This is a genomic window from Acidovorax kalamii (assembly GCF_002245625.1).
In the GTDB taxonomy this organism is placed as follows: domain Bacteria; phylum Pseudomonadota; class Gammaproteobacteria; order Burkholderiales; family Burkholderiaceae_C; genus Acidovorax; species Acidovorax kalamii.
Genome location: NZ_NOIG01000004.1, coordinates 224,584 through 250,346 on the forward strand (window position 1 = coordinate 224,584; position 25,763 = coordinate 250,346).

24 protein-coding genes and 3 tRNA genes are annotated in these 25,763 nt (G+C 63.5%); 14 read left to right on the forward strand and 13 right to left on the reverse strand.

Translation table 11 applies throughout. The features are described from left to right. Positions 1-16 precede the first annotated feature (16 nt). Together CBY09_RS04140 and CBY09_RS04145 are read right to left on the reverse strand one after the other, a co-directional pair. On the reverse strand, positions 17-547 hold the full coding sequence (locus tag CBY09_RS04140; protein ID WP_205734087.1) for a lipoprotein insertase outer membrane protein LolB: 531 nt from the start codon (positions 545-547) through the stop codon (positions 17-19). Continuing rightward, positions 547-2,325 carry a tetratricopeptide repeat protein gene (locus CBY09_RS04145; protein ID WP_094286714.1) on the reverse strand — a complete coding sequence of 593 codons (1,779 nt, stop codon included), beginning with the start codon at positions 2,323-2,325 and terminating at the stop codon, positions 547-549. Before CBY09_RS04145 ends, CBY09_RS04140 begins: the two co-directional genes overlap by 1 nt. A 29-nt stretch (positions 2,326-2,354) precedes the next feature. Between CBY09_RS04145 and mutM the strand changes: the two genes are divergently transcribed. From mutM to mutY, 3 genes are all read left to right on the forward strand, one after another. Continuing rightward, complete coding sequence (gene mutM / locus CBY09_RS04150; protein WP_094286715.1) at positions 2,355-3,170, forward strand: bifunctional DNA-formamidopyrimidine glycosylase/DNA-(apurinic or apyrimidinic site) lyase; 816 nt, start codon at positions 2,355-2,357, stop codon at positions 3,168-3,170. Positions 3,171-3,426: 256 nt separating this feature from the next. Further along, entirely contained in the window at positions 3,427-5,283 is a 1,857-nt protein-coding gene (locus tag CBY09_RS04155; protein ID WP_240515576.1) for a dynamin family protein, read from the forward strand. After that, positions 5,280-6,353 (forward strand): A/G-specific adenine glycosylase, encoded by a 1,074-nt coding sequence (gene mutY / locus CBY09_RS04160; RefSeq protein ID WP_094286719.1) that lies wholly within the window; start codon positions 5,280-5,282, stop codon positions 6,351-6,353. Before CBY09_RS04155 ends, mutY begins: the two co-directional genes overlap by 4 nt. A gap of 49 nt (positions 6,354-6,402) precedes the next feature. Here the strand turns inward: mutY and rapZ are convergent, their stop codons facing one another. Genes rapZ through CBY09_RS04175 form a run of 3 tightly spaced genes read right to left on the reverse strand, consistent with a single transcriptional unit; the run spans position 6,403 to position 9,838 of the window. Then, positions 6,403-7,266 carry an RNase adapter RapZ gene (gene rapZ / locus CBY09_RS04165; RefSeq protein ID WP_094286721.1) on the reverse strand — a complete coding sequence of 288 codons (864 nt, stop codon included), beginning with the start codon at positions 7,264-7,266 and terminating at the stop codon, positions 6,403-6,405. Continuing rightward, a complete protein-coding gene (recN, locus tag CBY09_RS04170) occupies positions 7,266-8,936 on the reverse strand; it encodes a DNA repair protein RecN (RefSeq protein ID WP_094286723.1) in 1,671 nt (556 codons plus the stop codon). The genes rapZ and recN overlap by 1 nt, the downstream gene beginning before the upstream one ends. 2 nt (positions 8,937-8,938) lie before the next feature. Then, positions 8,939-9,838, reverse strand: a complete 900-nt coding sequence (locus CBY09_RS04175; RefSeq protein WP_063462566.1) for an NAD kinase — start codon at positions 9,836-9,838, stop codon at positions 8,939-8,941. 28 nt (positions 9,839-9,866) lie between these two features. On the opposite strand from CBY09_RS04175, the gene hrcA reads away from it, so the two are divergent. From hrcA to greB, 4 genes are all read left to right on the forward strand, one after another. Further along, a complete protein-coding gene (gene hrcA / locus CBY09_RS04180) occupies positions 9,867-10,871 on the forward strand; it encodes a heat-inducible transcriptional repressor HrcA (protein ID WP_094286725.1) in 1,005 nt (334 codons plus the stop codon). 50 nt (positions 10,872-10,921) lie between these two features. Next, positions 10,922-10,998, forward strand: a tRNA-Ile gene (locus CBY09_RS04185). Between the two features lie 207 nt (positions 10,999-11,205). After that, positions 11,206-11,282: transfer RNA gene (locus tag CBY09_RS04190), tRNA-Arg, on the forward strand. A gap of 79 nt (positions 11,283-11,361) precedes the next feature. After that, complete coding sequence (greB, locus tag CBY09_RS04195) at positions 11,362-11,919, forward strand: transcription elongation factor GreB (RefSeq protein ID WP_094286727.1); 558 nt, start codon at positions 11,362-11,364, stop codon at positions 11,917-11,919. A gap of 79 nt (positions 11,920-11,998) precedes the next feature. On the opposite strand, the gene CBY09_RS04200 is transcribed toward greB, so the two are convergent. The 4 genes from CBY09_RS04200 to CBY09_RS04215 all read right to left on the reverse strand — a co-directional run bounded on the left by CBY09_RS04200 (position 11,999) and on the right by CBY09_RS04215 (position 16,170). Then, a complete protein-coding gene (locus CBY09_RS04200) occupies positions 11,999-14,278 on the reverse strand; it encodes a RelA/SpoT family protein (RefSeq protein WP_094286729.1) in 2,280 nt (759 codons plus the stop codon). A 97-nt stretch (positions 14,279-14,375) separates the two neighbouring features. Continuing rightward, positions 14,376-14,579: a DNA-directed RNA polymerase subunit omega gene (rpoZ, locus tag CBY09_RS04205; protein ID WP_005794722.1), complete on the reverse strand. Its 204-nt coding sequence runs from the start codon at positions 14,577-14,579 to the stop codon at positions 14,376-14,378. Positions 14,580-14,595: 16 nt separating this feature from the next. Then, positions 14,596-15,216, reverse strand: coding sequence for a guanylate kinase (gene gmk / locus CBY09_RS04210; RefSeq protein WP_094286731.1), 621 nt, complete (start codon positions 15,214-15,216; stop codon positions 14,596-14,598). 36 nt (positions 15,217-15,252) lie between these two features. Then, entirely contained in the window at positions 15,253-16,170 is a 918-nt protein-coding gene (locus CBY09_RS04215; protein WP_094286733.1) for a YicC/YloC family endoribonuclease, read from the reverse strand. Positions 16,171-16,245: 75 nt separating this feature from the next. Between CBY09_RS04215 and CBY09_RS04220 the strand changes: the two genes are divergently transcribed. The 5 genes from CBY09_RS04220 to hemW all read left to right on the forward strand — a co-directional run bounded on the left by CBY09_RS04220 (position 16,246) and on the right by hemW (position 21,175). Next, positions 16,246-17,262, forward strand: a complete 1,017-nt coding sequence (locus tag CBY09_RS04220) for a serine/threonine protein kinase (RefSeq protein WP_063463038.1) — start codon at positions 16,246-16,248, stop codon at positions 17,260-17,262. Positions 17,263-17,344: 82 nt separating this feature from the next. Further along, on the forward strand, positions 17,345-18,247 hold the full coding sequence (locus tag CBY09_RS04225; protein WP_094286735.1) for a PP2C family protein-serine/threonine phosphatase: 903 nt from the start codon (positions 17,345-17,347) through the stop codon (positions 18,245-18,247). A gap of 121 nt (positions 18,248-18,368) precedes the next feature. Beyond that, a complete protein-coding gene (rph, locus tag CBY09_RS04230) occupies positions 18,369-19,103 on the forward strand; it encodes a ribonuclease PH (RefSeq protein WP_094286737.1) in 735 nt (244 codons plus the stop codon). Positions 19,104-19,152: 49 nt separating this feature from the next. Beyond that, on the forward strand, positions 19,153-19,755 hold the full coding sequence (gene rdgB / locus CBY09_RS04235; RefSeq protein ID WP_094286739.1) for an RdgB/HAM1 family non-canonical purine NTP pyrophosphatase: 603 nt from the start codon (positions 19,153-19,155) through the stop codon (positions 19,753-19,755). A gap of 172 nt (positions 19,756-19,927) precedes the next feature. After that, positions 19,928-21,175, forward strand: a complete 1,248-nt coding sequence (hemW, locus tag CBY09_RS04240; protein ID WP_094286741.1) for a radical SAM family heme chaperone HemW — start codon at positions 19,928-19,930, stop codon at positions 21,173-21,175. Between the two features lie 132 nt (positions 21,176-21,307). Here hemW and CBY09_RS04245 read toward each other — a convergent pair whose 3' ends face one another. Further along, positions 21,308-21,643, reverse strand: coding sequence for an I78 family peptidase inhibitor (locus CBY09_RS04245; protein ID WP_094286743.1), 336 nt, complete (start codon positions 21,641-21,643; stop codon positions 21,308-21,310). A gap of 282 nt (positions 21,644-21,925) precedes the next feature. On the opposite strand from CBY09_RS04245, the gene CBY09_RS04250 reads away from it, so the two are divergent. Together CBY09_RS04250 and CBY09_RS04255 are read left to right on the forward strand one after the other, a co-directional pair. Then, positions 21,926-23,662 carry a sensor domain-containing diguanylate cyclase gene (locus tag CBY09_RS04250; RefSeq protein ID WP_094286745.1) on the forward strand — a complete coding sequence of 579 codons (1,737 nt, stop codon included), beginning with the start codon at positions 21,926-21,928 and terminating at the stop codon, positions 23,660-23,662. Between the two features lie 304 nt (positions 23,663-23,966). Next, entirely contained in the window at positions 23,967-24,155 is a 189-nt protein-coding gene (locus CBY09_RS04255; protein WP_094287982.1) for a hypothetical protein, read from the forward strand. 108 nt (positions 24,156-24,263) lie between these two features. Here CBY09_RS04255 and CBY09_RS04260 read toward each other — a convergent pair. The 3 genes from CBY09_RS04260 to CBY09_RS04270 all read right to left on the reverse strand — a co-directional run bounded on the left by CBY09_RS04260 (position 24,264) and on the right by CBY09_RS04270 (position 25,761). Further along, positions 24,264-24,351: transfer RNA gene (locus CBY09_RS04260), tRNA-Ser, on the reverse strand. A gap of 19 nt (positions 24,352-24,370) precedes the next feature. Continuing rightward, on the reverse strand, positions 24,371-25,054 hold the full coding sequence (gene ureG / locus CBY09_RS04265; protein WP_094286747.1) for an urease accessory protein UreG: 684 nt from the start codon (positions 25,052-25,054) through the stop codon (positions 24,371-24,373). Continuing rightward, the gene (locus tag CBY09_RS04270; protein WP_094286749.1) at positions 25,051-25,761 is read right to left on the reverse strand and encodes an urease accessory protein UreF; all 711 of its coding nucleotides are present in this window, start codon (positions 25,759-25,761) and stop codon (positions 25,051-25,053) included. Before CBY09_RS04270 ends, ureG begins: the two co-directional genes overlap by 4 nt. Between the last annotated feature and the right edge of the window lie 2 nt (positions 25,762-25,763).

Below are 25,763 nucleotides of genomic sequence, written 5' to 3' on the forward strand. Positions count from 1 at the left end.
GGCTGAGGGCGATCCCTCAGCGGGTCAGCACAATGCGTAAGATGGCTTGTGGGGTGGGGTGTTCGCGTCGCGCGGTGAGGCGACCGTCCGGCATGCCAGACAGATCGGCCTGCCAGCCGGGGGCCGTGGCCTGGATGCCGTTGAGCCAGCTGAAAAGGGCTGCAATCGGGATGCGCGTGCCTGTCACATCCAGAAGCAGCGTCTCCAGCGAGTCCGAAGTCCGTGTCTCTGGCCCGCTCTGCAGCGATGCCTGGCCATCTTTCCACTCCAGTTGGGCAATGCGATTTCCGAACGGGCTCAAAAGTACCAAGCCGCCGCTCTCAGGGTTCCCCTGCAGTTCAAACGTGGCGGAGAAGGACTGCGCAGCCTGTCCATCGACCTGCAGGGCAATCCGCCCGCGCCAACTGTCTTCTTCTTGGGATGCCCTTGAGACTGGTTGTGCACAACCAGCGAGCCACAGCGCACAGCAGATGATCCACGACACCACCCAGCCGTGGTGAGGGGGAGCGCTCAACTCCTGGTGATGCCCTCTGCTGCGGGTGTGCATCAAAGCCCCGCCCCTAGCCGCTTGAGTGTTTCTTTGAGTGTGTCGTTGTCAGGGCTGATGCGCTGCCCTTCTTTCCAGACTCGGGTGGCGCCTTCCTTGTCGCCCAGGCTCCAAAGCACTTCGCCCAGGTGGGCTGCAATTTCGACATCGGGGCGGGCCTTGTACGCAGTTTCCAGAAGGCGCTTTGCATCGGCCTTGTTGCCCAGGCGGAATTCCACCCAGCCAAGGCTGTCCATGATGAAAGGGTCATTCGGCGCAAATTCCAGCGCTTTCAAGATCAACTGTTTGGCCTCGGCCAAACGAAGCCCCCGGTCTGCAAGCGAATAGCCGAGCGCGTTGTAAGCGTGGTGGTACTGCGGCTGGCGGGCGATCACCTGACGCAGCAACTGCTCCATGGTGTCCGGGTTGCCCATTTTTTCGGCCAGCATTGCCTGGTCATAGACCAGTTCGGCGTCGTCTGGGGCCAGTGCCACCATCTCCACCTGCACTTGGTAGGCTTCTTTGTACAGGCGCTGCTCGCGTAGCAGTTGCACTTCAGCTGCCAGCTTCATGCGCTGGTTTTCGGCCGAGGATCCTGGCAGATTGCGCAGCAGCGCCCGTGCCTGTGCGAGTTTGCCTTGCCGTGCCAGCAGTGAGGCCCGGCGCATCTGGGCGCCAAACACTTCCTCTGCGTTGTCAATGCGAGCCAGCCAGGCTTCGGCGGCCGCGAAGTCTTTCTTCTTCTCTGCAATTTGTGCGTAGAGCAAGTAGGCCTGGGTCAGGCTTTTTTGTCGCACTTCTGCATCAGATGCGGCAGAAGCCAGGTCGATGAAGCGCTGCAGGGATCCTTCAGCGGCGGGCAGGCGGTTGTCCTGAAACTGCAGTGTGGCGACCACGAGCCAGGCCTCCGCCAGATCGGGCTTCTCCTTGGTCACGGCCTCCAGCTGGCGGCTGGCATCGGGATAGCGCTGCAGGCCCAGCAGTACGCGTGCGTAGGCCATCCGCAGGTCGGGCACGGGTTGTTTGGCCAGCGCCTGAATCACGATGGGTTCGGCTTCTGGGATGCTGTCATCCAAGAGTTCCAGTGCCAGCCGTGCTGCGTCCTCACTGGCGTTGTCCAGGTCCTGCGCCTTGCGCGCTGCATTCAGGGCTCCGCCCTTGTCGCCAGCGGCCAAGCGCAGCCGCCCCAGTGCGACCCAGGCTGCAGGGCCTGTGGCGGGGTTGGTCAGCTCATCTACAAGGGCCTGTTCGACGACCTTGGCTGCGAGCGCCTTGTCGCTGGCGCGTCCATACATTTGGGGCAGCGCAGACAGCGAGGCCGCCTTGGCGCGAGGTGGTGACTGTGCGAGTTCCTGGCGCAACAGGTCCGGGGTTTCTCCAATGCGGTTGAGTGCCACCAGGATTTGCAGCACATAGCGGTTGGCCTCGCGGGATTGGGGCAGGGCCTCTTTCCATGCCCTGGCTGCAGCCAGAGCGTATTCGCCAGAGCGGGCTTGCAGGGCAATGTCCGCCGCCCGTTGGTAAAGCTGGCCGTCAGCACTGCGGCGCGCGGCTTCGAGCATGAACGCGTAGCCAGCGCCAGGGTCGCCTGTGCGAGCGCTGACTTCGCCCAGAAAAATTTCGTAGAACAGCTCAGCGTCCAGGGCCGGGTTGGATGTGGCCGGTGGTCCTCCGGTGGTGGCGCGATTGTCACTGCGGGGTTGCTGGGCCCACGTGGATTGGGCGGCAACCGCCACTGCGGCAGCGAATGCGGCGGTTCGAAAGCTGTGAAAGAGCACCATCGGGCCATAATAATCCATGCCTGTGAAGCCGTTGCCCGGCCTTTTGTATGCCTGAGTTGCCCGAAGTGGAAGTGACCCGCCGCAGCTTTGCTGAAGCGATTGCGGGGGCCAAAATTCAAGCCGTGGTTCTGGGTAAGCCACTTCGCTGGCCCCTGGGCTGTGATCCCCTGTCGTTGGTGGGTCAACAAGTCGTGGAGCTGCGCCGGCGGGGCAAGTACCTGCTGGCAAATATCAGCGGGGGGCTTTTGCTGATTCACCTGGGCATGTCGGGCAGTCTGCGCTTTGCGCATGGGTTGCCAGCCGCCGGGCCACATGATCATTTTGATCTGGTGACAGACAAGGGAACCCTGCGACTGCATGACCCGCGCCGGTTTGGAGCGGTCGTGTTTGCTGCAGATGAACAAGCACCTGTGGCGGTGAAGCTGCTCGGCGCCCTGGGCATGGAGCCTTTGTCGGACGCTTTTTCTTTGCCAGATTTCCAGGCAGGTCTGAAAAAAAGCCGTATGCCCATCAAACAGTTGCTGCTGGCGGGGCATCTGGTGGTGGGGGTCGGCAATATCTACGCCTCCGAAGTGCTGTTCATGGCGGGCATCCGGCCCACGGCGGTGTCCTCTCGCATCGGAGCCGGGCGGGTGCGCCGTCTGTACGAAGCCATTCGTGTGGTGCTGGCGCGTGCCGTGGATATGGGTGGGAGTACCTTGCGCGATTTTTCGAACGCGGAGGGCATGGCGGGGCATTTTCAGACCACTGCCAGCGTGTATGGGCGTGAAGGTGCCCCTTGTCACGCCTGTGGCACGGCGATACGGCTTTTACGCCAGGGGCAGAGGAGCAGCTACTTCTGTCCCCGGTGCCAGCGGCCCTAGGAAAGCGTTGCACAGCATTGGCGGGGTCGAGGTGCCTCTGTGGAGGCCCTGATAAGCACCAGTGTCCGGGCTTGCAACAGCCTGCGCGTGGTCGATGCTATATTTTGTGTATGTCTACCTTGTAGGCCATTCATAGATCTGTGGGAGCAAAGTGGGACCTTCATTCAACGAACAGTTCGACCAGCATGGCGCCTGGCGGCGAGAGTTCGCCCAGCAGCTCAAGCGGCTGGCCGAGTGGATGTCCTCGCATGACCTGATGGATGCCGCCGTGCAGGAGCGACTGCATCGCCTGGAGGAGCAGGTCCGAAGCGACAGAGTCATGGTGGCCTTTGTGGCTGAGTTTTCGCGTGGCAAATCGGAACTGATCAACGCGATCTTCTTTGCCGACTATGGGCGCCGCATCATGCCTGCGAGCGCAGGCCGCACCACCATGTGCCCCACAGAGTTGGGTTATGACGCCACTGTGGCACCCAGCCTCCGGCTGCTTCCTATCGAAACCCGCCTGCAGATGCAAGGTCTGGCGGAATGGCGGCTCAAAACCGAACGCTGGACAGAAATTCCCTTGGATGTTGGCAATGCGGACCAGATCGCCAAGGCCCTGGAGAAAGTGGCTGAGGTGCGCAAGGTCAGTCTGGACAATGCCCGTGCGCTGGGTTTCTGGCACGATGAACTGACCGATGAGAACCCCGTGCCCGATGCCCAGGGCTTGGTGGAAGTGCCCATGTGGAGGCACGCCATCATCAATATTCCCCACCCGCTGCTCAAGCAGGGGCTGGTGATTCTGGACACTCCCGGCCTGAACGCCGTGGGCGCAGAGCCGGAGTTGACCGTCAACCTGATCCCGCAGGCGCATGCGGTGGTTTTCATTCTGAGTGCCGATACTGGCGTCACCCGCTCGGATCTGTCCATCTGGCGTGAGCATCTTGCGATATCGCCCGACAGCATGGATGCACGGCTCGTCGTGCTGAACAAGATCGACACGCTCTGGGATACGCTCAACAGCGCCGAGCAGGTGCAGTCCCAGATGGAGCGCCAGTGCAGAACATCGGCGGAGATGCTGGGGGTGCCGCTGGAAAGGGTGGTCCCCGTATCCGCCCAGAAGGGGTTGGTTGCCAAGATCACGGCGGATGATGTCTTGCTCGAAACCAGTGGTTTGCCTGTTCTGGAAGAGGCACTGGCCAAAGGCATCATGGGTCGGCGCAGATCTATCTTGCGGGCGGCAGTTTCCGCAGGGGTGGCCAGCCTGCGCACAGAGACCGGGCGGGTTATCAACATTCGCCGCCGTGACCTGGATGACCAGATGGCCGAGTTGCGCAGCCTGCGGGGCAAGAACGCCTCGGTGATCGAATCCATGCGCCACCGCATCGAGCAGGAGCAGCGTGAGTTCGATTTGAGCACCGCCAAGATCCAGGCGGTGCGTGCCGTGCACCTCAAGCTATTGCGGGATGTGTTTCAGCAATTGGGCGCCAAAGCGCTCAAGGCGGAGTTGTCGGAGTTGGCGCAAACGCTGCAGCAAAAAGGCCTCAAGCTGGGCGTCAAAAAGATCTATGTGCAGACCTTCGACAAACTGCGTGGAACGCTGGACAAGGCGCAGGCATCGGGCACAGAAATCCAGGCGATGCTGGGCGGTACATTCCGGCAGCTCAATGCCGAATTCGGTTTTTCGCTTCAGGTGCCCACGCCCCCCCAACTGGAGCACTTCACGCACGACCTGAATCAGATCGAACAAAGCCATTTGCAGTACCTTGGGGTGGGCAATGCGCTGAAACTGGCGCAGCCGGAGTTTGCCGAGCGGCTGGTACGGGCCTTGGCCATGCGGTTGCGCACGGTGTATGAGTCGGCCGCCAACGATCTGGAACTGTGGAGCAAGTCGGCAACGGCACAACTGGATGCGCAGTTGCGCGAGCGCCGCCGCAGCTTTGCACGTCGTATCGAGGCGGTGGATCGCATACAGCAAGCTGCCAGCGGGCTCGTGGAGCGCATTTCGGAAATTGAGGCGGGTGAAGAGGCGCTGGGCTCGTTGGAGCGCAGGCTGCAGGAGCTAACCTCTCAGCTGATTGCTTTGCCGGGCCTGGAGCCCGCAGCTTCCGACGCGTATCTTGTGTCGGCATGAGTGCGCCCGCAGAGGGCACGCGCGTCGCCGAACGCGTGGTGGCATGGCAGGCCACCCATGGCCGCAACCACCTGCCTTGGCAGCAGACCCGAGACCCGTATCGCGTATGGCTGTCAGAGATCATGCTGCAGCAAACCCAGGTCAGCACCGTGCTGGATTACTACGCACGGTTCCTGGCGCGCTTCCCGGATGTCAGCGCCTTGGCGAACGCGCCCCAGGACGAGGTGATGGGGCTTTGGAGTGGGTTGGGCTATTACAGCCGGGCGCGCAACCTGCACCGTTGCGCGCAGCAGGTTGTGGCTGACCACGGGGGAATGTTTCCTCGCACTGCGGAGGTCTTGGCGACCCTGCCAGGCATTGGCCGATCCACGGCGGGAGCCATTGCGGCATTCTGTTTCTCGGAGCGTGTGCCGATACTGGATGCCAACGTAAGGCGGGTGCTGACGCGCTTGCTGGGCTTTGACAAGGACATGGCGTCTGCCGCCAACGAACGCCTGCTGTGGGGGATGGCGGAGTCGTTGCTACCCACCAAAGACCTCGTCCGAGCAATGCCCCGATACACCCAGGGGCTCATGGACCTGGGGGCCTCGATTTGTACCCCACGCGCTCCCCTTTGTCCTGACTGTCCCTTGATGGCGTCCTGCAAGGCGTTGGCAGATGGTGACCCCGAGCGCTATCCCGTCCGGACGCGCAAGCTGGTCCGCAGATCCGAGTCGTGGCAGTTGGTAATCCTTCGTGATGGCCATGGTCGCACCTGGCTACAGCGGCGCCCGCCAACGGGCATTTGGGCAGGCATGCATTGTGTGCCTGTCTTTTCGGGCGAAGCTGAGTGTGCTGCTTTTGTCGAGGGCCTTGGCGACCCGTCACGTTACTTGCGGGAAGAGCTGTCTCCCTTTTTGCATGTGCTCACACACAGGGACCTGCATCTCCATCCGATACTGATCAGCGGGGACTTTGCGGTGGATGCCCTGGGGGATGGAGAGTGGCTCGGGCCGGACCAATGGCAGTCTGTGGGTTTGCCTGCCCCTATCCGTAAACTGCTGGATGCGACCCAAGCCCGGTTGTGGTGAGAGGTGGTGGGGCCGGAGGCTGATCCGCAGCCCGATCTCAGCTCGATGGTCAGCGACCGTCGAGTTCCCGGTGGCGTTTCAACGCCGTCCAGCGGTCGCTGAAGGCCTCGGCAAGCCGTTCCACCAGATAGACCGAGCGGTGTTGCCCGCCAGTGCAGCCAATGGCGACCGTCACATAGCTGCGGTGGTTCCTGTCGAGCATGTCCAGCCAATGCGCCAAAAACTGCTCTATGTGGGCGCGCATGAGGCTGACGTCGGGCTGCAGGCGCAGGAAGTCCGCAACCGGTTGGTCCAGCCCCGTCAGATCGCGCAGTGTCGGCTCGTAGTGGGGGTTGGGCAACATCCGCACGTCGAAGACATAGTCTGCATCCATGGGGATGCCGCGTTTAAATGCGAAGGACTGAAACACCAGAGTCAATTGCCCCTGCACAGTAGACATCAGGCTCTTGACATAACTTTGCAGTTGCGACGCCCTTATCGTGCTGGTGTCGATGACGTGCGACTGCTCACGCAGGTCCGCCAGCAGTTCGCGCTCCAGTTCGATGATCTGCACCAGGGCCCGTCGTCCCTGCTGGAGGTCGTCATGGGAGAGGGGGTGGCGGCGGCGCGTTTCGGAGAACCTCCGCACCAAGGTATCGATGGTGGCATCCAGAAAGATCGATTGCACGGCCACGCCCAGGCTGCGCAGGCGATTCAGCTCCTGGGGGACCTGGTGCAGCGAGGTTGCGCTGCGCACGTCCATGGCGATGGCTACGCGGTTCCCGTGGTGGCGATGCTCCAGCGCAACGAAGGCGGGCAGCAGCTCGGGTGGGAGGTTGTCTACGCAGTAGTACCCGGCGTCTTCCAGCGCGTGCAGGGCTACGGACTTCCCGGAGCCCGACATCCCAGTGATCAGGACAATTTCAAGTGCCATCAGCTATTCACTGCCAGGGTTGTGGTCACATGGCCCAGCATCTCTCGGGCGTGAGCCAAGGTAGTGGCCGTTGAACGCTCGCCGCCCAGCATACGCGCAATCTCGGCAACACGTTGATCTTCTTGAACGGCCAGCACCATGCTGGTGGTACCTGCTGGACTCTTGCGCTTGGCCACCTTGAGATGGTGGTGCGCGCAGGCCGCGACCTGGGGCAGATGGGTCACCGCCAGGACCTGGCGGTCCCGGCCCAGTTGCTGCATCAACCGGCCCACGGTTTCTGCAACGGCGCCGCCCACGCCAGAATCCACCTCGTCAAAGATGAGGGTGGGCGCCATGCCCAGCTCGCTCGTGGTGACAGAGATGGCAAGGGAGATGCGTGACAGCTCGCCGCCAGAGGCAACCTTGCCAATCGGTTTGGGGCTCATGCCCGGATGGCCAGCTACCAGAAAGACCACATCATCCATTCCATGGGCTGCGGGTTCCTCGGCACGGGTCAGGGACGCTTCGAATCGTCCGCCCTCCATGCCCAGTCCTTGCATGGCCTGGGTAATGGCCGTCGATAGCTTGGGTGCTGCCTTGGCGCGTGCCTGCGATAGCGTTCTGGCAGCCGTCTGGTAAGCCTTGGCACTGGCCGCCTCGGCGGCTTGCAGTTGATCCAGGTCGGTGGCGGCGTCCAGTTGGCGCAGCTCGGCCTTCCAGTCCCGCAGCAGCGCAGGCAAATCCCCGGGGGCCCGCTTGTATCTGCGGGCGAGGGTCATCCACTGCGACATGCGTGCATCCAGTTCGGCCAGGCGCTGTGGATCAATGTCGGCATGCCGCAGGTACGAATGCAGTGAATGGACTACGTCGTTGGCTTGTGCAAGGCTCGATGCCAGGATATCGGCCAAACTGGCAAATTCGGGTTCGATGTGCTCCTGGGTTTGCAGAAGCAAGTGGGCCTTCGTCAGGGCGCTGAGTGCGCCGGCGTCATCTGCTTGGAGGGTTTGGATAGCTCCGTCGGCTGCATCCAGAAGCGCTTGTGCATGCGACAGCCTTTTGTGTTGCGCATCCAGCTCATCCCATTCATCGGTGGCGGGGGCCAGCTTTTCCACTTCACCGATTTGCCATTGCAGACGCTCACGCTCCTGCTGCAAGGTGGCCTGAGCCTGGCGCGCTTGCTGCAGGGCTTTCTGGTCCGCCCGCCACTGCGCCCAACGTAGTTGGGTCTCGGCCGTGCTAGTACCCGCAAACGCATCCAGCAATCCGCGCACTGATTCAGGGCGCGTAAGGCTCTGCCAGGCATGTTGTCCATGGATGTCGAGCAGCATGTCCCCCAGTGCGCGCAACTGTGCTGCCGTGGCGGGGGTTCCATTGATCCAGGCGCGGCTTTTTCCCTGGACATCCACTGTGCGCCGCAGCAATAGCATGTCGTCAGAGTCAAACCCGGCTTCTTCCAGCCACGGCCGAACATGCTTTGGGCAATCGAATTCAGCGCAAATGTCTGTGCGGGCGCAGCCCTCGCGCACAACCCCGGCATCCGATCGTGCACCTAGGGCCAGTTGCAAAGCATCGATCAGAATGGACTTGCCCGCCCCGGTTTCGCCAGTCAGCACAGTGAAGCCGGGCTGGAGTTCAAGTTCCAGCGTCTGGACAATCACAAAATCACGCAGTGTGATCCGCCGGAGTGCCATGGTCAGGAGCCCCCTTCATTCCAGCGCAGCTTCTTGCGCAGCGTTGCAAAATAATTCCAGCCTTGGGGATGCAGGAACCGCACACAGTGCTCTGACCGTTTGACAAGGATGCGGTCGCCGTGGAGCAGGGAGGCCAATGACTGCATGTCAAAGTTGGCGCTGACATCGCGTCCGCTCACCACCTCCACGGCCACCTCCGTGGCGTCGGACAAAACAATGGGGCGGTTGGACAAGGTGTGCGGTGCAATGGGCACCAGCACCCAGCCTGGGATGGATGGGTGCAGCATCGGCCCGCCTGCTGACAGCGAGTAGGCCGTCGAGCCGGTAGGCGAGGCGATGATGAGCCCGTCGGCGCGCTGGTTGGCCACCAGCCGCCCACCCACCTCCACCCGCAATTCCACCATGCCAGAGGTGGCGCCGCGGTTCACGACCACATCGTTCATGGCAAGGGCTTCAAACACTATTCGCTCATCGCGCACCACAGTGGCATGCATCAGGGGGCGGAGATCCTCTTCGTATGCACCTTTGAGCATGGGTGAGAGGGTTGCCTGGTAAGTGTCAAAGGGGATGTCGGTGATAAACCCCAGCCGCCCCTGGTTGATCCCGATCAGCGGCGTACCAAACCGTGCGAGCCTGCGGCCGATGCCCAGCATCGTGCCGTCCCCGCCCACTACCAAGCCCAAGTCGCACCGGGCACCGATCTCGTCTACATTCAGCGATGGGTAGTCATGCGTCAGCCCCGCATTGCTGGCGGTCTCCGCTTCCAGCGCCACTTCACAGCCCTGGCGTTCAAGAAAGTGGGCGATGTCTTCCAAAGCCTGGCGAGAGCTGTCCCCTGTGGAGCCCGCAGATGAAGCTTGGTACTTGCCTATGAGTGCGACATGGCGGAAATTGGACGTCATCGCGAAATTACATCATTAAAATCATTCCATGCTCGATGACCGCGCCAAGTTGTTGCTCAAAGCCCTGGTCGAGCGCTACATCGCCGACGGACAGCCGGTGGGGTCCCGGACCCTGTCCAGGGCTTCCGGCCTGGATTTGTCGCCTGCCACGATCCGTAATGTCATGGCTGATCTGGAAGAGCTGGGGCTGATCGCAAGCCCTCACACTTCGGCGGGTCGAATTCCCACTGCGCGGGGCTACAGGCTGTTCGTGGACACCATGCTGACCGTGCAGCGGGATCCATTGACGGCTCCCCAGCTTGCCCCCGAGCAGCCGCAGAAGGTGATCGCCAACGCTGCGCAGTTGCTTTCCAATCTGTCGCAGTTTGTGGGTGTCGTGATGGCGCCTCGGCGCACCTCCGTGTTTCGCCACATCGAGTTCTTGAGGCTCTCCGAGCGGCGCTTCCTGGTCATCATCGTCTCGCCCGAAGGCGATGTGCAGAACCGGGTGATCTTTACCGAAGCGGACTACTCCCAGTCTCAGCTCATTGAAGCCTCCAACTTCCTGAACGCGCACTACGCGGGGCTCGCGATGGAGCAAGTGCGCGAGCGACTGAAGTCTGAGGTGGATGTGCTGCGCGGTGAAATTGCATCGCTGATGCAGGCGGCGGTGAATGTTGGGTCCGAAGCATTGTCGGAGGCACAGGATGCAGTCGTCATCTCTGGCGAGCGCAACCTGCTGGCAGTCAGCGACTTTTCCAGTGACATGGGCAACCTGCGGCGGGCCTTTGATCTCTTCGAGCAAAAGACGCAGATCTTGCGCCTCCTCGATATCTCCAGCCAGGCGGAAGGTGTGCGCATCTACATCGGGGGGGAGAGCCAGGTCGTGCCTTTTGAAGAGTTGTCCATTGTCAGTGCCCCTTACGAAGTGGATGGCACGGTGGTGGGCACACTGGGGGTGATTGGCCCCACGCGCATGCCGTATGACCGGATGATTCAGATTGTGGACATCACCTCCAAGCTGGTCTCCAACGCGCTCAGCCATCGCAAGTAAGCCCCTACAATACGGCGCTTGCCCCGTTGTATAGCGCTGGAGCATGGCTTGGGGCGTTAGCTCAGTTGGTTAGAGCAGAGGACTCATAATCCTTTGGTCGTTGGTTCAAGTCCAACACGCCCTACCACCCATTGCCCGCATGGGTGATCATCGTGATCAAAGCCATTTTTCAACGGCAATGTGCCCTGTTTCTCTTGGAGACGCCTTGGAGTGCATTACAATCGTGGCTTGCGCTGAATTAGATTTTGTTTGCGACATGCCACCACCAAGTGGGTGCAAATAGAAAGAAAGATTTCAAGGGTCGCCAAGAAATCATGCTATAATTCAAAGCTTAGCGGCTGTAGCTCAGCTGGATAGAGTACTTGGCTACGAACCAAGGGGTCGTGGGTTCGATTCCTGCCAGCCGCACCAATGTTTAAAGCCTGCAATCGCAAGATTGCAGGCTTTTTCATTTGTCCGCGCGCTTTGCGCTGATCGGGAGTATCTGGCGATGAGCAAGGCTTTTACCAAAGAGACCGATGGTGCTGACGATGAAGAGTTGGCGTTGCCACCGTTGCCTGCTGGCGGCAAGAACTACATCACGCCCGAGGGGTATGCGCGCTTGCGGGATGAATTGCTCGACCTGATCGACAACGAGCGCCCCAAGATAGTAGATGTGGTGCACTGGGCGGCGAGCAACGGCGACCGTTCCGAGAACGGCGACTATCTGTACGGCAAGAAGCGCCTGCGCGAAATCGATCGGCGCATCCGGTTCCTGACCAAGCGACTGGAGATCGCCGAGGTTGTCGATCCCAGTCAACATGCAGGAAGCGACCAAGTCTATTTTGGTGCGACGGTGACCTATCTGGACGATGAAGGTGTCGAGCGCACCATCACCATCATGGGCATTGACGAAGCTGACAGCCGCGAATCCCAGGTCAGCTGGATTTCCCCAGTGGCGCGCGCGCTGCTCAAGGCCCGTGTGGGGGATGAGGTTCAGCTGCCAACCCCTGGGGGCGTTCGCCATCTGGAGGTGGTGGAGGTCCGCTACCCGTCGCCTTCACCTTGAGCCCTGTTGGGACCGTTGCTCGCAGAGAGGCGGTTTCCGCGGCCCCGTCCTCTGCTGAGTGGTGCTGCTGGAAGGCTTCTCAGGCCTGGGGTGTGATGCGGGCTGCCCGAATAACAGCCTGGGTGCGGCGCAGGTTGCGCAGCGCCGACTCCAGATGCGCCTGGTCGCGCACGGCAACGATGAAGCGCAGGTCCGTGGTGTCCAGTGCTGCCTCATCGTCCATATCGACGTGGGTGATGTCTGCTTCGGAGTTCGCCAGCTCTGCTGCCACCCGGGCCAGCACGCCCTTGCCGTTGGTGACGGTGACCACCACGCCCGTTTCAAACATCCGTGTGGGTTCGTCCGACCAGTCCACCGCAATGAAGCGCTCGCTGTCCTTGTGCTGCAAGCGCTTGGCCACGCTGCAATGCACGTTGTGCACAACCAGGCCTTCACCTCGGCCCAGGTAGCCCACGATGCTGTCGCCGGGGACCGGGCGGCAGCAGGACGCGTACTGCACCGAGGCGTTCTCGCTGCCGTCGAGCGTGACGGCTCCTTGCGACAGTGTTTCGTGCGAGGTATAGCGCTCGCGGGTCATGAGCAAGGCATCGGGGCGATGGCCGTGTTCAGACATGAGCACCATCAGCCGCTTGGCCACGATGCTGGCGATGCGCTTGCCGAGGCCGAGATCGGTCATGAGTTCGCTGCGGCTGCGGTTGCCCGTAAAGCGCAACAGCTTGTCCCACAGGGGCTGGGTTTCTGCGTTCAGAGGCGGTAGTTGCTCCAGGCCTTCGGCGCGAATGGCTTGCGTCAGCAGCTTTTCGCCCAGGCCCTCTGACTCGGTCTGCGCCAGGGTCTTGAGGTAGTGGCGAATCTTCGAGCGGGCACGCCCGGTGCGTACGAACCCCAGCCACGCTGGATTGGGGGTGGAAACGGGGGCCGTGATGATCTCGACCACGTCGCCGTTCTTGAGTTCGGTGCGCAGCGGCACCTGCTCGTTGTTGATCTTGGCTGCCGTGGTGCGGTCGCCCACATTGCTGTGGATGGCATAGGCAAAGTCCACCACGGTCGCGCCCCGGGGCAGGGCCATGATCTGGCTCTTGGGGGTGAACACGTAGACCGCGTCGGGGAACAGGTCCACCTTCACGTGGTCCCAGAATTCGGCGGCATCACGCGTCTCGTTCTGGATGTCCAGCAGTGACTGCAGCCACTTGGTGCCCAGGCGTTCTGCCGAAGTGCCGTCACCGTCCTGCGCCTTGTACAGCCAGTGCGCGGCCACGCCAGCCTCGGCAATGACGTGCATTTCATCGGTGCGCATCTGGAACTCAATATTCACCCCCGAGGGGCCGACCAGTGTGGTGTGCAGCGACTGGTAACCATTGAGCTTGGCAATAGCGATATGGTCCTTGAACTTGCCGGGCACCGGCTTGTACATCTGGTGCAGCACCCCGAGCGCCGTGTAGCAGTCCGTCACGGTGGGGACGATCACCCGAAAGCCATAAATGTCTGTGACCTGCGCGAAGCTCAGGTGCTTGAGGTCCATCTTCTGGTAGATGGCGTACAGGGTTTTTTCACGACCCGCCAGGCGCACCTTCATGCCGATCTTGGAGAAGGCGGCATCCACTTCGGTCTGCACCTTCTGCACCAAGTCCCGGCGGCGGTTGCGCGACTTGTTGACGGCTTTCGACAGCGTGGCATAGCGCCAGGGGTGCAGGTGCCTGAACGCCAGGTCTTGCAGTTCGCGGTAGGTCTGGTTCAGTCCCAGGCGGTGGGCGATGGGGGCGTAGATCTCCAGTGTTTCCGACGAGATACGGCCCCATTTGCTGCGCGGCATGTCCGACAGCGTGCGCATGTTGTGTGTGCGGTCGGCCAGCTTGATGAGGATGACGCGCACGTCGCGCGCCATGGCCAGCAGCATCTTGCGGAAGGACTCGGCCTGGTTCTCTTCGCGGGTGTTGAACTGCAGCTTGTCCAGCTTGGTCAGGCCGTCCACCAGTTCGGCCACGGGCGCGCCAAAGCGGTCAATCAGGTCGGCCTTGGTGACGCCGCAGTCTTCCATGGCATCGTGCAGCAGGGCGGCCATCAGGGCCTGGGCGTCGAGCTTCCAGGTGGCGCATTGGGCCGCCACGGCAATCGGGTGCGTGATGTAGGGCTCGCCACTGTTGCGCAACTGGCCCAGATGCGCTTCGTCGGCAAAGCGGTACGCCTGGCGCACTTGCTCAATGCTGGATGCATCCAGATAGTCGAGGCTGTCTGTCAGCGCGGCAAAGCTGGCCGCCGCTGCGTTGGCGGCAGCGGCCGCAGCCGAGAGATTGCCTGCAGTCGGCAGATCGCCAGGCCGGGGCTGCGTTGCAGAAGGTGAGTTGAGCACCGCGTTCATGCCTTAAATGTAGCGCGGGAGCGCATCGGACGAATTCCGGGAAAAAAAAAGCACCGCTGTCGCGGTGCTCTTTCGGGGGCGTTGCCCAGAAAACGGCTCAACCAGGAACCTTTTTGAGCATTTCCAGGCCCACCTTGCCTTCGGCGATTTCGCGCAGGGCGGTCACGGCAGGCTTGTTGCGGCTTTCGATGCGGGGGGCATGGCCCTGGCTCAGCATGCGGGCACGGTACGTGGCGGCCAACACGAGCTGGAAGCGGTTGGGGATCTTTTCCAGACAGTCTTCTACAGTGATGCGTGCCATCGTTTTACTCCGGGATTCAGGTGATATTGAGCGACTGGAAGGTGTCAGCACGTGCGCGGCGCTGGGCGACGTACTTGAGTCGCTGGGCGTGAACAACGGCCTTCAGATCGAAAAGCGCGCGCTCAAACAATTCGTTAATTATAACGAAGTCGAATTTGCTGACCTGTGCCATCTCTTCGGCTGCATTCTTGAGGCGGACTTCGATCACCTCCGGCGTGTCTTCCCCGCGCCGCTCCAGGCGTGAGCGCAACTCTTCCCAGCTCGGTGGCAGGATGAAGACCAGCACGGCGTTGGCAAAGGCCTCCTTGATCTGCAGGGCGCCCTGGAAGTCGATTTCCAGGATCACATCCGAACCCTGGGTGATGCGCTCTTCAATGGCTTTCTTGGAGGTGCCGTAGCGGTTGCCGTGCACATGCGCCCATTCCACGAAGGCATTGCTCTGCACCATCGCGTCGAACTCGGATTGCGACGCGAAGTAGTAGTCGCGGCCGTGTTTCTCCTGGCCGCGCGGGGCGCGGGTGGTGTGGGAGACCGAGAGGTGAACGTGCGAGTCCAGCTCCAGCAGCGCCTTGACCAGGCTGGATTTGCCAGCGCCGCTGGGCGCCGCCACTACGATGAGATTTCCGGGATAGTCCATAGTTGATGTGCGCTGTGCGCTATCAAAAAATGAGTGTTATTCGATATTTTGCACTTGCTCGCGCATCTGCTCGATCAGCACCTTCATGTCCACGCTGATGCGCGTGAGGTCGAGAGCCGCCGACTTGGAGCCCAGCGTGTTGGCCTCTCGGTGCAGTTCCTGGATGAGGAAATCCAGGCGCTTGCCCACTTCGCCACCTTTTTTGAGCAGGCGCTCGATCTCGTCCAGGTGCGAGTCGAGCCGGGTGATTTCCTCGGCCACGTCGATGCGGATGGCGAAGGCGGTGGCCTCGGTCAGGGCGCGGTCGCGGGCGGCCTCGGGCAGGGTGGCGCCGTCGGTCAGGGCCATGGCTTCCTTCCAGCGCTCCATGAAGCGCTGGCGCTGTTGCTCGACCAGCAGTGGCACCATGGGCACCGCCTGCTGGGCCAGGGTCCGCAGCTGCTTGACCCGGTCCAGCAGCATGGTCGCAAGGCGTTTGCCTTCGCGTTCCCGGGCCGCCAGCAGGGCGGTGAGCGCTTCTTCGGCCAGCGCGGGGACGGCTTCGCTCCAGTCTTCCGTGCCGGAATGGGCGTTGGCGCACAGGCGCAGGGCGTCGGCCACCGTGAGCGGGGCGGCGCTGGGCAGCCAGGCGCGCACGGAATCCTGCAGGGAGTTAAGCCGCTGCAGCAGCCGCGGGGGCGGGTCCTGCAGGGTGTTGCTGTCGTCGGTGTCCAGGGCGGCGCGCACCTCGACCTTGCCGCGTTTGAGGCGCGCCGTGAGCAGCCTGCGCAGGGCAGGCTCCAGGGCGCGCAGTTCGTCGGGCAAGCGGAACGAGAGGTCCAGAAAGCGGCTGTTGACCGAGCGGATTTCCAGTCCCAGCCGGCGCGATTGGGGTGCGCGGGCGTCGGTTTCAGCGCCGGCGGCAGATGCGCCATGCTGTGCGCTGGCGTATCCGGTCATGCTGTAAACTGGCATTGGACTTTTTGATGGTTGCTTGCGATCCGGCGATTATCCGGGTTCCGCCTTGCCCCCGAATCATCTTCGCAAAATATGTCAAAAATCAAGCCGGCACCCTTGCCGCCCGATACCGCAATTGGCGGTTACCGCGTGGTGCGCCGGTTGTCTTCCGGCGGTTTTGGTGTGGTCTACCTGGCCCTGGATGCCGAAGGCCAGCAAGTCGCCATCAAGGAATACCTGCCCTCGTCGCTGGCCACCCGCGCGCCCGGCGAGCTGCTGCCCAAGGTGCCGTCCGAAAAGCTCTCGCTCTACCGTCTGGGCCTCAAGAGCTTCTTTGAAGAAGGCCGCGCGCTCGCGCAGATCTCGCACGCCTCGGTGGTGAGCGTGCTCAACTTCTTCCGCGAGAACGAAACCGTCTACATGGTGATGAACTACCTGGAGGGCGCGACCCTGCAGGACTTCATCATCACCGCGCGCGACCTGAAGACGCAGAAGGTCTTCCGCGAATCCACCATCCGCTCGCTGTTCGACGAGGTGCTGCGCGGGCTGCGCATCGTGCACCAGCACAAGATGCTGCACCTGGACATCAAGCCCGCCAACATCTTCATCACCGACGACAACAAGGCCGTGATGATCGACTTTGGCGCCGCGCGCGAGGTGCTGAGCAAAGAGGGCAATTTCATCCGCCCCATGTATACCCCTGGTTTTGCCGCGCCCGAGATGTACCGCCGCGACTCGTCCATGGGCCCCTGGACCGACATCTACGCCATCGGCGCCTGCATCTACGCCTGCATGCAGGGTTTTCCGCCCAATGAGGCGCCGCAGCGCATCGACAAGGACCGGCTCTCGCTGGCGCTGACCAAGCTGCGCGGCGTGTACTCCGACAACCTGATCGAGGTGGTGGAATGGTGCATGGCGCTCGACCCGCTGTCGCGCCCGCAGTCGGTGTTTGCGCTGCAGAAGGAACTGAGCCGCGAAGGCGAACGCCGCTACACCAAGCTTTCGGTGGCCGAGAAGATGCGCCTGCAGCTCGACACCCTGGTGTCCGACACCAAGAAAAATGTACAGAAGGTGGGTGAAGCCACCGGCATCGGAGCCAAACCCAAATGAAAACGGCCCACGCAAAGCGGGTTCGGGCATGGCGCAGTTTCAGTAACGATGCATTGGTGCATCCTTGTTTGCGTGGATCACTATGAAGTTCTCCGTATTCCAGATCAGCCGCCGCGGTGGCCGCGAGAAGAACGAAGACCGCATGGGCTATTGCTACACGCGCGAATCGGGCCTGTTTGTTCTGGCCGATGGCATGGGGGGGCACCCCGAGGGCGAGATCGCGGCGCAGATCGCGTTGCAGACCGTCTCGGCGCTGTTCCAGCGCGAGGCCAAGCCCCAGCTCAAGGATGTGCAGGAATTCCTGTCCGGCGCCCTGCTGGCGGCGCACCACCAGATCCTGCGCTACGCCACCGACAAAGGCATGCTCGACACGCCCCGCACCACGCTGGTGGCGGCTGTGCTGCAGGCGGGCACCGCCACCTGGATCCACTGCGGCGATTCGCGCCTGTACATGGTGCGAGACGGCGACCTGCTCACCCGCACGCGCGACCACTCGTACATGGAGCTGCGCAACAACCCGCCGCCGGGGCTGGAGCGGATCAACCGCAACGTGCTGTTCACCTGCCTGGGTTCGCCCACCAAGCCCATCTACGACATCACCGGGCCCGTGTACCTGGAGCAGGGCGACCGCATCCTGCTGTGCTCCGACGGCCTGTGGGGCACGCTCAGCGACGACGAGATCGCCAAGCAGCTCTCGCGCAACGCGGTGTCGCATGCCGTGCCCGACCTGGTCGAAGACGCCCTGCGCAAGGCGGGCGACAGCAGTGACAACGTGACCGTGGTGGCGCTGGAGTGGGAGACGCCCGATGCGTTCGAGTCCACCCAGGGCGTATCCACCGACAGCATCAGCGAAGACGTGTTTGCATCCACCATCCAGGCGGGGCCGCTCGACGGGCTGGTGGATGACCTGGACGACGCGGCCATCGAGCGTTCGATTGCCGAAATCAACGAGGCGATTCGTCGCTCTGCTGCTCGAAAAGCCTGACTGACCTGCCTCGGCTGCGCGGCCTCGTGCAGCGGGCGCAGGCCTGCTATCTGACCTGTTTCGTTTTCTGGCGTGCGCCTTGGGCGGCGCATGGAAGGCATTTTCTGGACACCCAAGAACCATGACCACATTCCTTCGCACCGGCGACCGCGCCGCTGACCAGCTGCGCCCCGTGCGCATCACCCGCCACTACACCATGCACGCCGAAGGCTCGGTGCTGATCGAGTTCGGCAATACCAAGGTGCTGTGCACCGCCTCGGTGGAAGAACGCGTGCCGCCCCACAAGCGGGGCAGTGGCGAAGGCTGGGTCACGGCCGAATACGGCATGCTGCCGCGCGCCACCCACACCCGCAGCGACCGCGAGGCCGCGCGCGGCAAGCAGACTGGCCGCACGCAAGAGATCCAGCGCCTCATCGGCCGCAGCTTGCGCGCGGTGTTTGACCTCAAGCTGCTGGGCGAGCGCACCATTCAGCTCGACTGCGATGTGATCCAGGCCGACGGCGGCACCCGCACCGCAGCCATCACCGGCGCCTGGGTGGCGGCGCAGGACGCGGTCAACCAGCTGCTGGCCAGCGGCAGGATCACCCAGTCGCCCCTGCTGCAGCCCGTGGCCGCGATCTCGGTGGGCATCGTGCAGGGCACGCCGCTGCTGGACCTGGAATATGTGGAAGACGTGGATTGCGACACCGACATGAACGTGGTGATGACCGGCGCGGGCCACTATGTGGAGGTGCAGGGTACGGCCGAGGGCGTGGCCTTTACCCGCGCCGAGATGGACCAGCTGCTGGGCCTGGCCGAAAAGGGCATCGCCCAGCTGGTGCAGCTGCAGCAGCAAGCCCTTCAGGATACTCACTAATTTATAGCTACTCAGGCATGCTGGTCGAGCGGTAGAGGCCATTTTGACTATGAAAATTGTTCTTGCATCCAACAACCGTGGCAAGCTGGCCGAGCTGCAGGCCATGTTCGCCCCGCTGGGCGTGGAGCTGGTGCGCCAGGCCGACCTGGGCGTGGGCGAGGCCGAAGAGCCCTTCCGCACCTTTGTCGAAAACGCCCTGGCCAAGGCACGGTTTGCGTCGGCGCACACGGGCCTGCCCGCGCTGGCCGACGACGCCGGCATGTGTGTCGATGCCTTTGGCGGCTTGCCGGGCGTGGACACGGCGTACTACTGCACCCAGTTTGGCTACGAGAAAAGCGACGCCAACAACGTGCGCGCCCTGCTGGAGCAACTGCAGGGCGTGGCCAACCGCCGCGCCGCCATGGTCAGCACCCTGGTGGCTGTGCGCAGCCCGCAAGACCCCGAGCCGCTGATTGCCGTGGGCCGCGTGGTGGGCGAGATCACCACCGAACCCCGGGGCGCCAACGGTTTTGGCTTCGACCCCGTGATGTTCATCCCCGAGTTCGGCCAGACCTTTGCCGAGCTGCCCGTGGAAGTGAAAAACGCCCATAGCCACCGGGGCCGCTCGGCCGCGCAAATGCTGGCGTTGATGCGCGAGCGCTGGTTGGCATGAAATCCCCCCTGAGTCGCTTCGCGCCTTCCCCCCAAGGGGGGACACCGCCAGCGCACGCAAGTGAAACGCAGCTGCGCCACGTGGGCGGCCCCTGCGCGGCGGTCGTGCGCTCGACAGCTCCCGCTGCAAGCGGCTACTGCGGCGCGAGCGCTATGAACCTTTGATGCTTGCAATGGCTATTCCTATCATCCCTGCTGCTGACGATGCGCCCGCCGTGGTGCGCGACATCCAGCACTACATGCGCCCGGGCCTGCTGCAGCTGCCCAGCCTGCCGCCGTTGTCGCTGTATGTGCACCTGCCCTGGTGCCTCAAGAAATGCCCGTACTGCGACTTCAACTCGCACGAGGCCCGTGGCGACGGGTCGGGTGACAACGGGGTGCCCGAGCAGCGCTACATCGACGCCCTGATGGCCGACCTGGAGGCTGCGTTGCCGCTCATCTGGGGCCGCACCGTGCACAGCATCTTCATTGGCGGTGGCACGCCCAGCCTGTTCTCGCCTGCCGCCATCGACCGGCTGATCGGCGACATCCGCGCCCGTCTGCGGCTGGAGCCGGACTGCGAGATCACGCTGGAGGCCAACCCCGGCACGTTCGAGAAAGACCGTTTTCGCGCCTTCCGCTCAGCGGGCGTCACGCGCCTGTCGGTGGGGGTGCAGAGCTTCAACGACCAGCACCTCAAGGCCCTGGGCCGCGTGCACGACCGCGCCCAGGCGATGGCGGCGGTGGAAGAGGCCGCCGCGTCCTTCGACACCTTCAACCTCGACATCATGTACGCGCTGCCGGGCCAGACGCAGCAGGAGCTGGAGCAGGACCTGCGCACGGCGCTGGCTTTCAAGCCGCCGCACATCTCCATCTACCACCTCACCATCGAGCCCAACACCTACTTCGCCAAGTTCCCCCCGGCCATCCCCGAGGACGACCAGGCCTACGCCATGCTCGACCGCATCACCGAGCTGACAGGCCAGGCGGGCATGGCGCGCTATGAGATCTCGGCCTACGCGCAGCCGGGCCACCAGTGTTTTCACAACACCAACTACTGGCAGTTTGGCGACTACCTGGGCATTGGCGCGGGTGCACACAGCAAGCTCAGCTTTGCGCACCGCGTCGTGCGGCAGGTGCGCTTTCGCGATCCGGCACGCTACATGGACAACGCCCTGGCCGGGCGCGCCGTGGCGCAGGACGATGAGGTGCGCCGCTCCCACCTGCCGTTTGAATACATGCTCAACGCCCTGCGCCTGCGCGACGGTTTTGCGCTGCAGGACTTCATGGCCCGCACGGGCCTGCCCCTCACCGCGATTGCCAAGGGGCTGAAGGAGGCGGAGAGCAAGGGCCTGATTGAGCGCGACCTGGCCCATGTGCGCCCGACCGAGCGGGGCTTTGACTTCCTGAGCGATCTGCAGGAGCTGTTCCTGGCCGACTGAGCTGGTTGAGCCGGGTAGGGTGCGTGGGATTCCAAGAAAAAAGGCCGTCTGCGCGCAATGGATAAGCGTTTATTGCTATAAAAATAATAGCTATTGATGGCTGCTGCATTGGGCGCCCGGCCTGCGCGCCGATCAGCCGCAGCGCACCGCCAGGATGCGCCCGTTGGCATCCACCTCCAGGTTCAGCCGCTGGGTGTCGAACTCCTTGGTGACCATCTGGCCCGGCCGCAGGATGCGCACCATGCGCGCGCCCGACCGGGCCCGCGCCGATTCGACCACCGACGCCGTGCTGTTCTGCCCCACTGCCGCCTGGGCCGGTTGCGCATTGCACAGTGCTTCCGGGGCCGGCGCTTGCGCCTGTGACTGGGTGGGGGCTGGCGCCGGGGTGGGCCCGTGGCTGGCACAACCCGCCACTAGTGCGGCCATACCCAGGCTGGCAGCAGCAGCGACCAAAGCGGTGTTTGTCATGAAACCATCTCCATCAAAAACAGGGCCAGACCATACCGGAAGGTGTGCGCCAAAGGGGTGTCGCTGCGTAACCGCCGGTACCGTGCGCAGACCGCCGGGCGCGGCCGGGGCTTGACGCCGGTCAAGACACTGTGGGCTGACCGCAACGCCAGCGCGCGGCCCGGGGCCCGCGCTGGCGGGGTGATGGCTTGACGTAAGGCATGCCCGGCAAAATCGAAAGCGCCTGGATCTGCGCGCCGCGTGGGCCTCTGGCTTCCGTGTTTTGCCGCAGCCCTGCTCCCTATGTCCGACGACCTCGTTCTCCGCCTCATCCACACCCTGGGCGACACCCTGGATGGCCTGGATGTGGCCCTGTGTGCCTTTGACGAAGGCGACCGGACCATCGCCTGGAACCAGACTTTCTTCAAGTTCTTCCCCGAACACGAGGGCCATGTGTACGCAGGCGAGCCGTACCACGCCAACCTGCGGCGGTTCTACACCGGGCGGCTGGATGCGCAGGAGCTGCCCAACATCGAGCGCTACATCGCCGCAGGCGTGGACCGCCACCGCGCCCAGACGCGCCCATACAGCTTCGAGCACCGGGGCCTGCGCGTGCAGGTGGCGTCGCTGCCCATTGCAGGCGTGGGCCGCGTGCGTGTGTGGCGCGCCCAGGCCCTGGACAACGCTCCCGGTGCGGCAGACGCCCCCAACATCCACGAGCCGGGCTACCTGCGCAGCCCGCTGATCGAAAGCACCGAGCTGTTCGACCGCATCCCTGACGGCCTGATGATTTGCGGCGAGGACCAGCGCATCCAGTGGGTCAACGAGCCCTTCATGCAGATGTACCGTTTCACCGAACGGACGGCCGCCACTGGCCTCACCTTTGACGAGGCCTACCGCCACGCCTGGGCGGCCGACGGCCCGGGCGACATGGCGCCGTTTTTTGACGGCCTCTCGATCCTGCAGGAGAACATGCGCTTTGCCGGTGCGCCCTTCGAAGTGCCCCTGCCGCGCAACCGCTGGAGCCGGGTGATTGCCAAGCAGGGGGCGGACGGGACCGTGTTCTACGCGCATGTGGACATCACCGACTTCAAGCGCCAGCAGCACCTGCTGGCCCAGGCCGAACGCAGCGCGCGAGACAGCGAGGCCCAGCTGCGCGAAAAATCCATCCTGCTGGAAGCCACACTGGAGCATATGGACCAGGGCGTGGCCAAGATCAGTGCCACGGGCATCGTGGAGCTGTGCAACCGCCGCGCGCTGGAACTGCTGGAGCTGCCCGCCGAGCTGATGGCCGCCAAGCCATCGCTTGTGAATGTGCTGGCCTACCTGCGCGCGCGCGGCGAATTCGACGGCGCTTCGCAGGAAGTGCAGGAGCTGCTGTTGCACAGCGATGGCGGAGTGGATCAGCAGCAGGTATACGACCGCCCCCGGCCCGATGGGCGCATCCTGGAGGTGCAGACCGTGCCCATCAAAGGCGGCGGCGCGCTGCGCACCTTCACCGACGTGACCCAGCGCAAGGAGGCGGAGTCGCGCATCCGCCATGTGGCCGAGCACGACGGGCTCACCGGGCTGCTCAACCGCACGGCCTTTCTGCACAGCCTGCAGGCCGCAGTGACCGACGCGCGGCGCCCGGGCCGGGGCTTTGCCGTGTTGTATGTGGACCTGGACGGCTTCAAGCCCGTCAACGACCGCTTTGGCCACGCGGTGGGCGATCAGCTGCTCATCTGGGTGGCCCAGCAGCTCACGCAGGCCGCGCGTGGCGACGACGTGGTGGCCCGCCTGGGCGGCGACGAATTCGCCCTGCTGCAGCGCGGCGTCTCGGACCCCGACAGCGCCTACCGCCTGGCCGAGCGGCTGGTGCAGGCCATCGGCCAGCCCACCGAAATCGAATCCCACTTCATCCAGATCGGCGCCTCGGTGGGCATCGTCATGGCCTCCGCGGACGCGGCCGACGCCGAAGAACTCCTGCGCAAGGCCGACTCCGCCATGTACCTGGCCAAGGCCTCCGGCCGTGGCTGCGCGCGCATCTACGGCATGTGAGGGCGGGGTGGGCGCCGCACAATCGGCGCTGTCCTACACACGCAGGCGCTGGTGCGTTTTACGATCACGCCGTCGATACCCCTTCGACATCCCTCCCGCTTGCTCCAAGCAAGTGTTCAGCCCGCACCCTGCGGGCTTTTTTTTGCCTGGCACATCGCATGCTTGCCTGAAAAAAGTCGGCCTATCTCTGGGCCTTTTGACCCTGCTCCATGCACGCCACATGAAGTGGCGGCACCATCGGTCCATCATCGGTTGCCAGCCTGGGTGTCACGGCGAGGCAACGGCCGCTCGCTACAAAACAAGAATGATCCTGTACAAACCCGGCACCCCATTCATCTACAAAGGCCGACGGGTCACCGTGGACTACATCATCATCCGAAAGACCGGCCTGTGGATCCGCCTGGCCCAGAGCGAGGAGGTGTGCCGCCCCGAGGACCTGACGCCGATTGCGCCGCAGGGCTCGGACTTGGCGGAGAGCCCGGGCCGCACTTGATGGCGTGTGCTCCGGTGCCTGCTGCTGTGCGGGGCGGCTTCCACCGGGAGGGAGGCTGGAGGGGGAAAGAAAAAACGGGCCGCGCGGGCCCGTTTTTGTTTGGTGTGGTGGCGGAGACGGTGAGATTCGAACTCACGGACGGTTGCCCGTCGGCAGTTTTCAAGACTGCTGGTTTAAACCGCTCACCCACGTCTCCGGGCACGGAAGCGCGGATTCTAGCCGACTGCAGGCGCTGATTTTTTCAGCATGCCCCGCGTTTCGATGAACCGGATCACCTCGGTCAGCCCGCTCAGGTTCTTCAGATTGGTCATCACAAACGGCTTGAGCAAGCCCTGGGCGTTGGTGCGCATGCGGGTGGTGTCGGCATGCATCACGTCGAGGTTGGCGCCCACGTGGGGGGCCAGGTCGGTCTTGTTGATGACGAACAGGTCGCTTTTGGTGATGCCGGGGCCGCCCTTGCGCGGGATTTTTTCACCGGCGGCCACGTCGATCACGTAGATGGTGAGGTCGCTCAGCTCGGGGCTGAAGGTGGCGGCCAGGTTGTCGCCGCCGCTTTCCACAAACACGATGTCGGCGTTGGGGAACTCGCCCAGCATGCGGTCGATGGCTTCCAGGTTGATGGAGCAGTCCTCGCGGATGGCCGTGTGGGGGCAGCCGCCGGTTTCCACGCCCAGGATGCGTTCGGCGGGCAGGGCGCCGCTCACGGTCAGCAGGCGCTGGTCTTCCTTGGTGTAGATGTCGTTGGTGATGGCCACCAGGTCGTAGTCATCGCGCATGGCCTTGCACAGCATTTCGAGCAGCGTGGTCTTGCCGGAGCCCACGGGGCCGCCGATGCCGACGCGCAAAGGGGGCAGTGGTTTGGTGCGGTTCGGGATGTGGTGCAGGGTGCTGGTGGTCATGATCGGAAGAGGCGGGAGTATTGGGTTTCGTGCTGTGCCGACAAGATGGCGAGCATGGGCGAAAAGGCCTGGCGCTTGCTGTCCATGAGGCCGATGGCGTGGTCTGCAGCAGTGGGAATGGCGTCGGCCAAGCGCGCCAGGATGCGCTGGCCTGCGCTCTGCCCCAGCTGCATGGACTTGAGCGCGGCTTGCACCATGTTTTCGGCCCAGCCAAAGGCGTAGGCCAGCAGCACATCGCGCACGGGGGCCTGGGTGGTGGAGGCTGCCAGCGCAAAGGCCACGGGGTAGGTGGGGGGCAGGGCGGCCAGGTGGCGCACGGCGGGCATCAGGGTTTCATCGCCCTGGTGCTGGTTGCGCAGCCAGTCGGCCATCGACCGGCCCATCTGCTCGGTCTGCAGCCGCAGCTCGCTCGTTTCGCGGGTGTGCAGCACCCAGTCGTTGAGTTCGCGCACATGCCCCCAGTCGGCGCGGCGCCAGGCGCCCACGGCCTTGGCGATCAGGGCCATGTCGCCGCGCGCCTGCGTGATGTGCAGCTGGTCCAGCAGCCAGTCGCCCACGGGGGTTTCGCTGGCCAGGCCCGCGTTTTCAATGGCGCTTTCCAGCCCCTCGGAGTACGAGAACCCGCCCACGGGCAGCGCGGGGGAGGCCAGCCACATCAGCTGCAGGAAGCTGGCGGCGGGCAGGGGCGCGGGGCGGTCAAAGCGCATGG

Bases quoted from the DNA above. Each gene is read 5' to 3' on its own strand.
- CBY09_RS04140 (WP_205734087.1), bottom strand. From the start codon at position 547: ATGCACACCCGCAGCAGAGGGCATCACCAGGAGTTGAGCGCTCCCCCT.
- CBY09_RS04145 (WP_094286714.1), bottom strand. From the start codon at position 2,325: ATGGATTATTATGGCCCGATGGTGCTCTTTCACAGCTTTCGAACCGCC.
- mutM (WP_094286715.1), top strand. From the start codon at position 2,355: ATGCCTGAGTTGCCCGAAGTGGAAGTGACCCGCCGCAGCTTTGCTGAA.
- CBY09_RS04155 (WP_240515576.1), top strand. From the start codon at position 3,427: ATGGATGCCGCCGTGCAGGAGCGACTGCATCGCCTGGAGGAGCAGGTC.
- mutY (WP_094286719.1), top strand. From the start codon at position 5,280: ATGAGTGCGCCCGCAGAGGGCACGCGCGTCGCCGAACGCGTGGTGGCA.
- rapZ (WP_094286721.1), bottom strand. From the start codon at position 7,266: ATGGCACTTGAAATTGTCCTGATCACTGGGATGTCGGGCTCCGGGAAG.
- recN (WP_094286723.1), bottom strand. From the start codon at position 8,936: ATGGCACTCCGGCGGATCACACTGCGTGATTTTGTGATTGTCCAGACG.
- CBY09_RS04175 (WP_063462566.1), bottom strand. From the start codon at position 9,838: ATGACGTCCAATTTCCGCCATGTCGCACTCATAGGCAAGTACCAAGCT.
- hrcA (WP_094286725.1), top strand. From the start codon at position 9,867: ATGCTCGATGACCGCGCCAAGTTGTTGCTCAAAGCCCTGGTCGAGCGC.
- greB (WP_094286727.1), top strand. From the start codon at position 11,362: ATGAGCAAGGCTTTTACCAAAGAGACCGATGGTGCTGACGATGAAGAG.
- CBY09_RS04200 (WP_094286729.1), bottom strand. From the start codon at position 14,278: ATGAACGCGGTGCTCAACTCACCTTCTGCAACGCAGCCCCGGCCTGGC.
- rpoZ (WP_005794722.1), bottom strand. From the start codon at position 14,579: ATGGCACGCATCACTGTAGAAGACTGTCTGGAAAAGATCCCCAACCGC.
- gmk (WP_094286731.1), bottom strand. From the start codon at position 15,216: ATGGACTATCCCGGAAATCTCATCGTAGTGGCGGCGCCCAGCGGCGCT.
- CBY09_RS04215 (WP_094286733.1), bottom strand. From the start codon at position 16,170: ATGCCAGTTTACAGCATGACCGGATACGCCAGCGCACAGCATGGCGCA.
- CBY09_RS04220 (WP_063463038.1), top strand. From the start codon at position 16,246: ATGTCAAAAATCAAGCCGGCACCCTTGCCGCCCGATACCGCAATTGGC.
- CBY09_RS04225 (WP_094286735.1), top strand. From the start codon at position 17,345: ATGAAGTTCTCCGTATTCCAGATCAGCCGCCGCGGTGGCCGCGAGAAG.
- rph (WP_094286737.1), top strand. From the start codon at position 18,369: ATGACCACATTCCTTCGCACCGGCGACCGCGCCGCTGACCAGCTGCGC.
- rdgB (WP_094286739.1), top strand. From the start codon at position 19,153: ATGAAAATTGTTCTTGCATCCAACAACCGTGGCAAGCTGGCCGAGCTG.
- hemW (WP_094286741.1), top strand. From the start codon at position 19,928: ATGGCTATTCCTATCATCCCTGCTGCTGACGATGCGCCCGCCGTGGTG.
- CBY09_RS04245 (WP_094286743.1), bottom strand. From the start codon at position 21,643: ATGACAAACACCGCTTTGGTCGCTGCTGCTGCCAGCCTGGGTATGGCC.
- CBY09_RS04250 (WP_094286745.1), top strand. From the start codon at position 21,926: ATGTCCGACGACCTCGTTCTCCGCCTCATCCACACCCTGGGCGACACC.
- CBY09_RS04255 (WP_094287982.1), top strand. From the start codon at position 23,967: ATGATCCTGTACAAACCCGGCACCCCATTCATCTACAAAGGCCGACGG.
- ureG (WP_094286747.1), bottom strand. From the start codon at position 25,054: ATGACCACCAGCACCCTGCACCACATCCCGAACCGCACCAAACCACTG.
- CBY09_RS04270 (WP_094286749.1), bottom strand. From the start codon at position 25,761: ATGCGCTTTGACCGCCCCGCGCCCCTGCCCGCCGCCAGCTTCCTGCAG.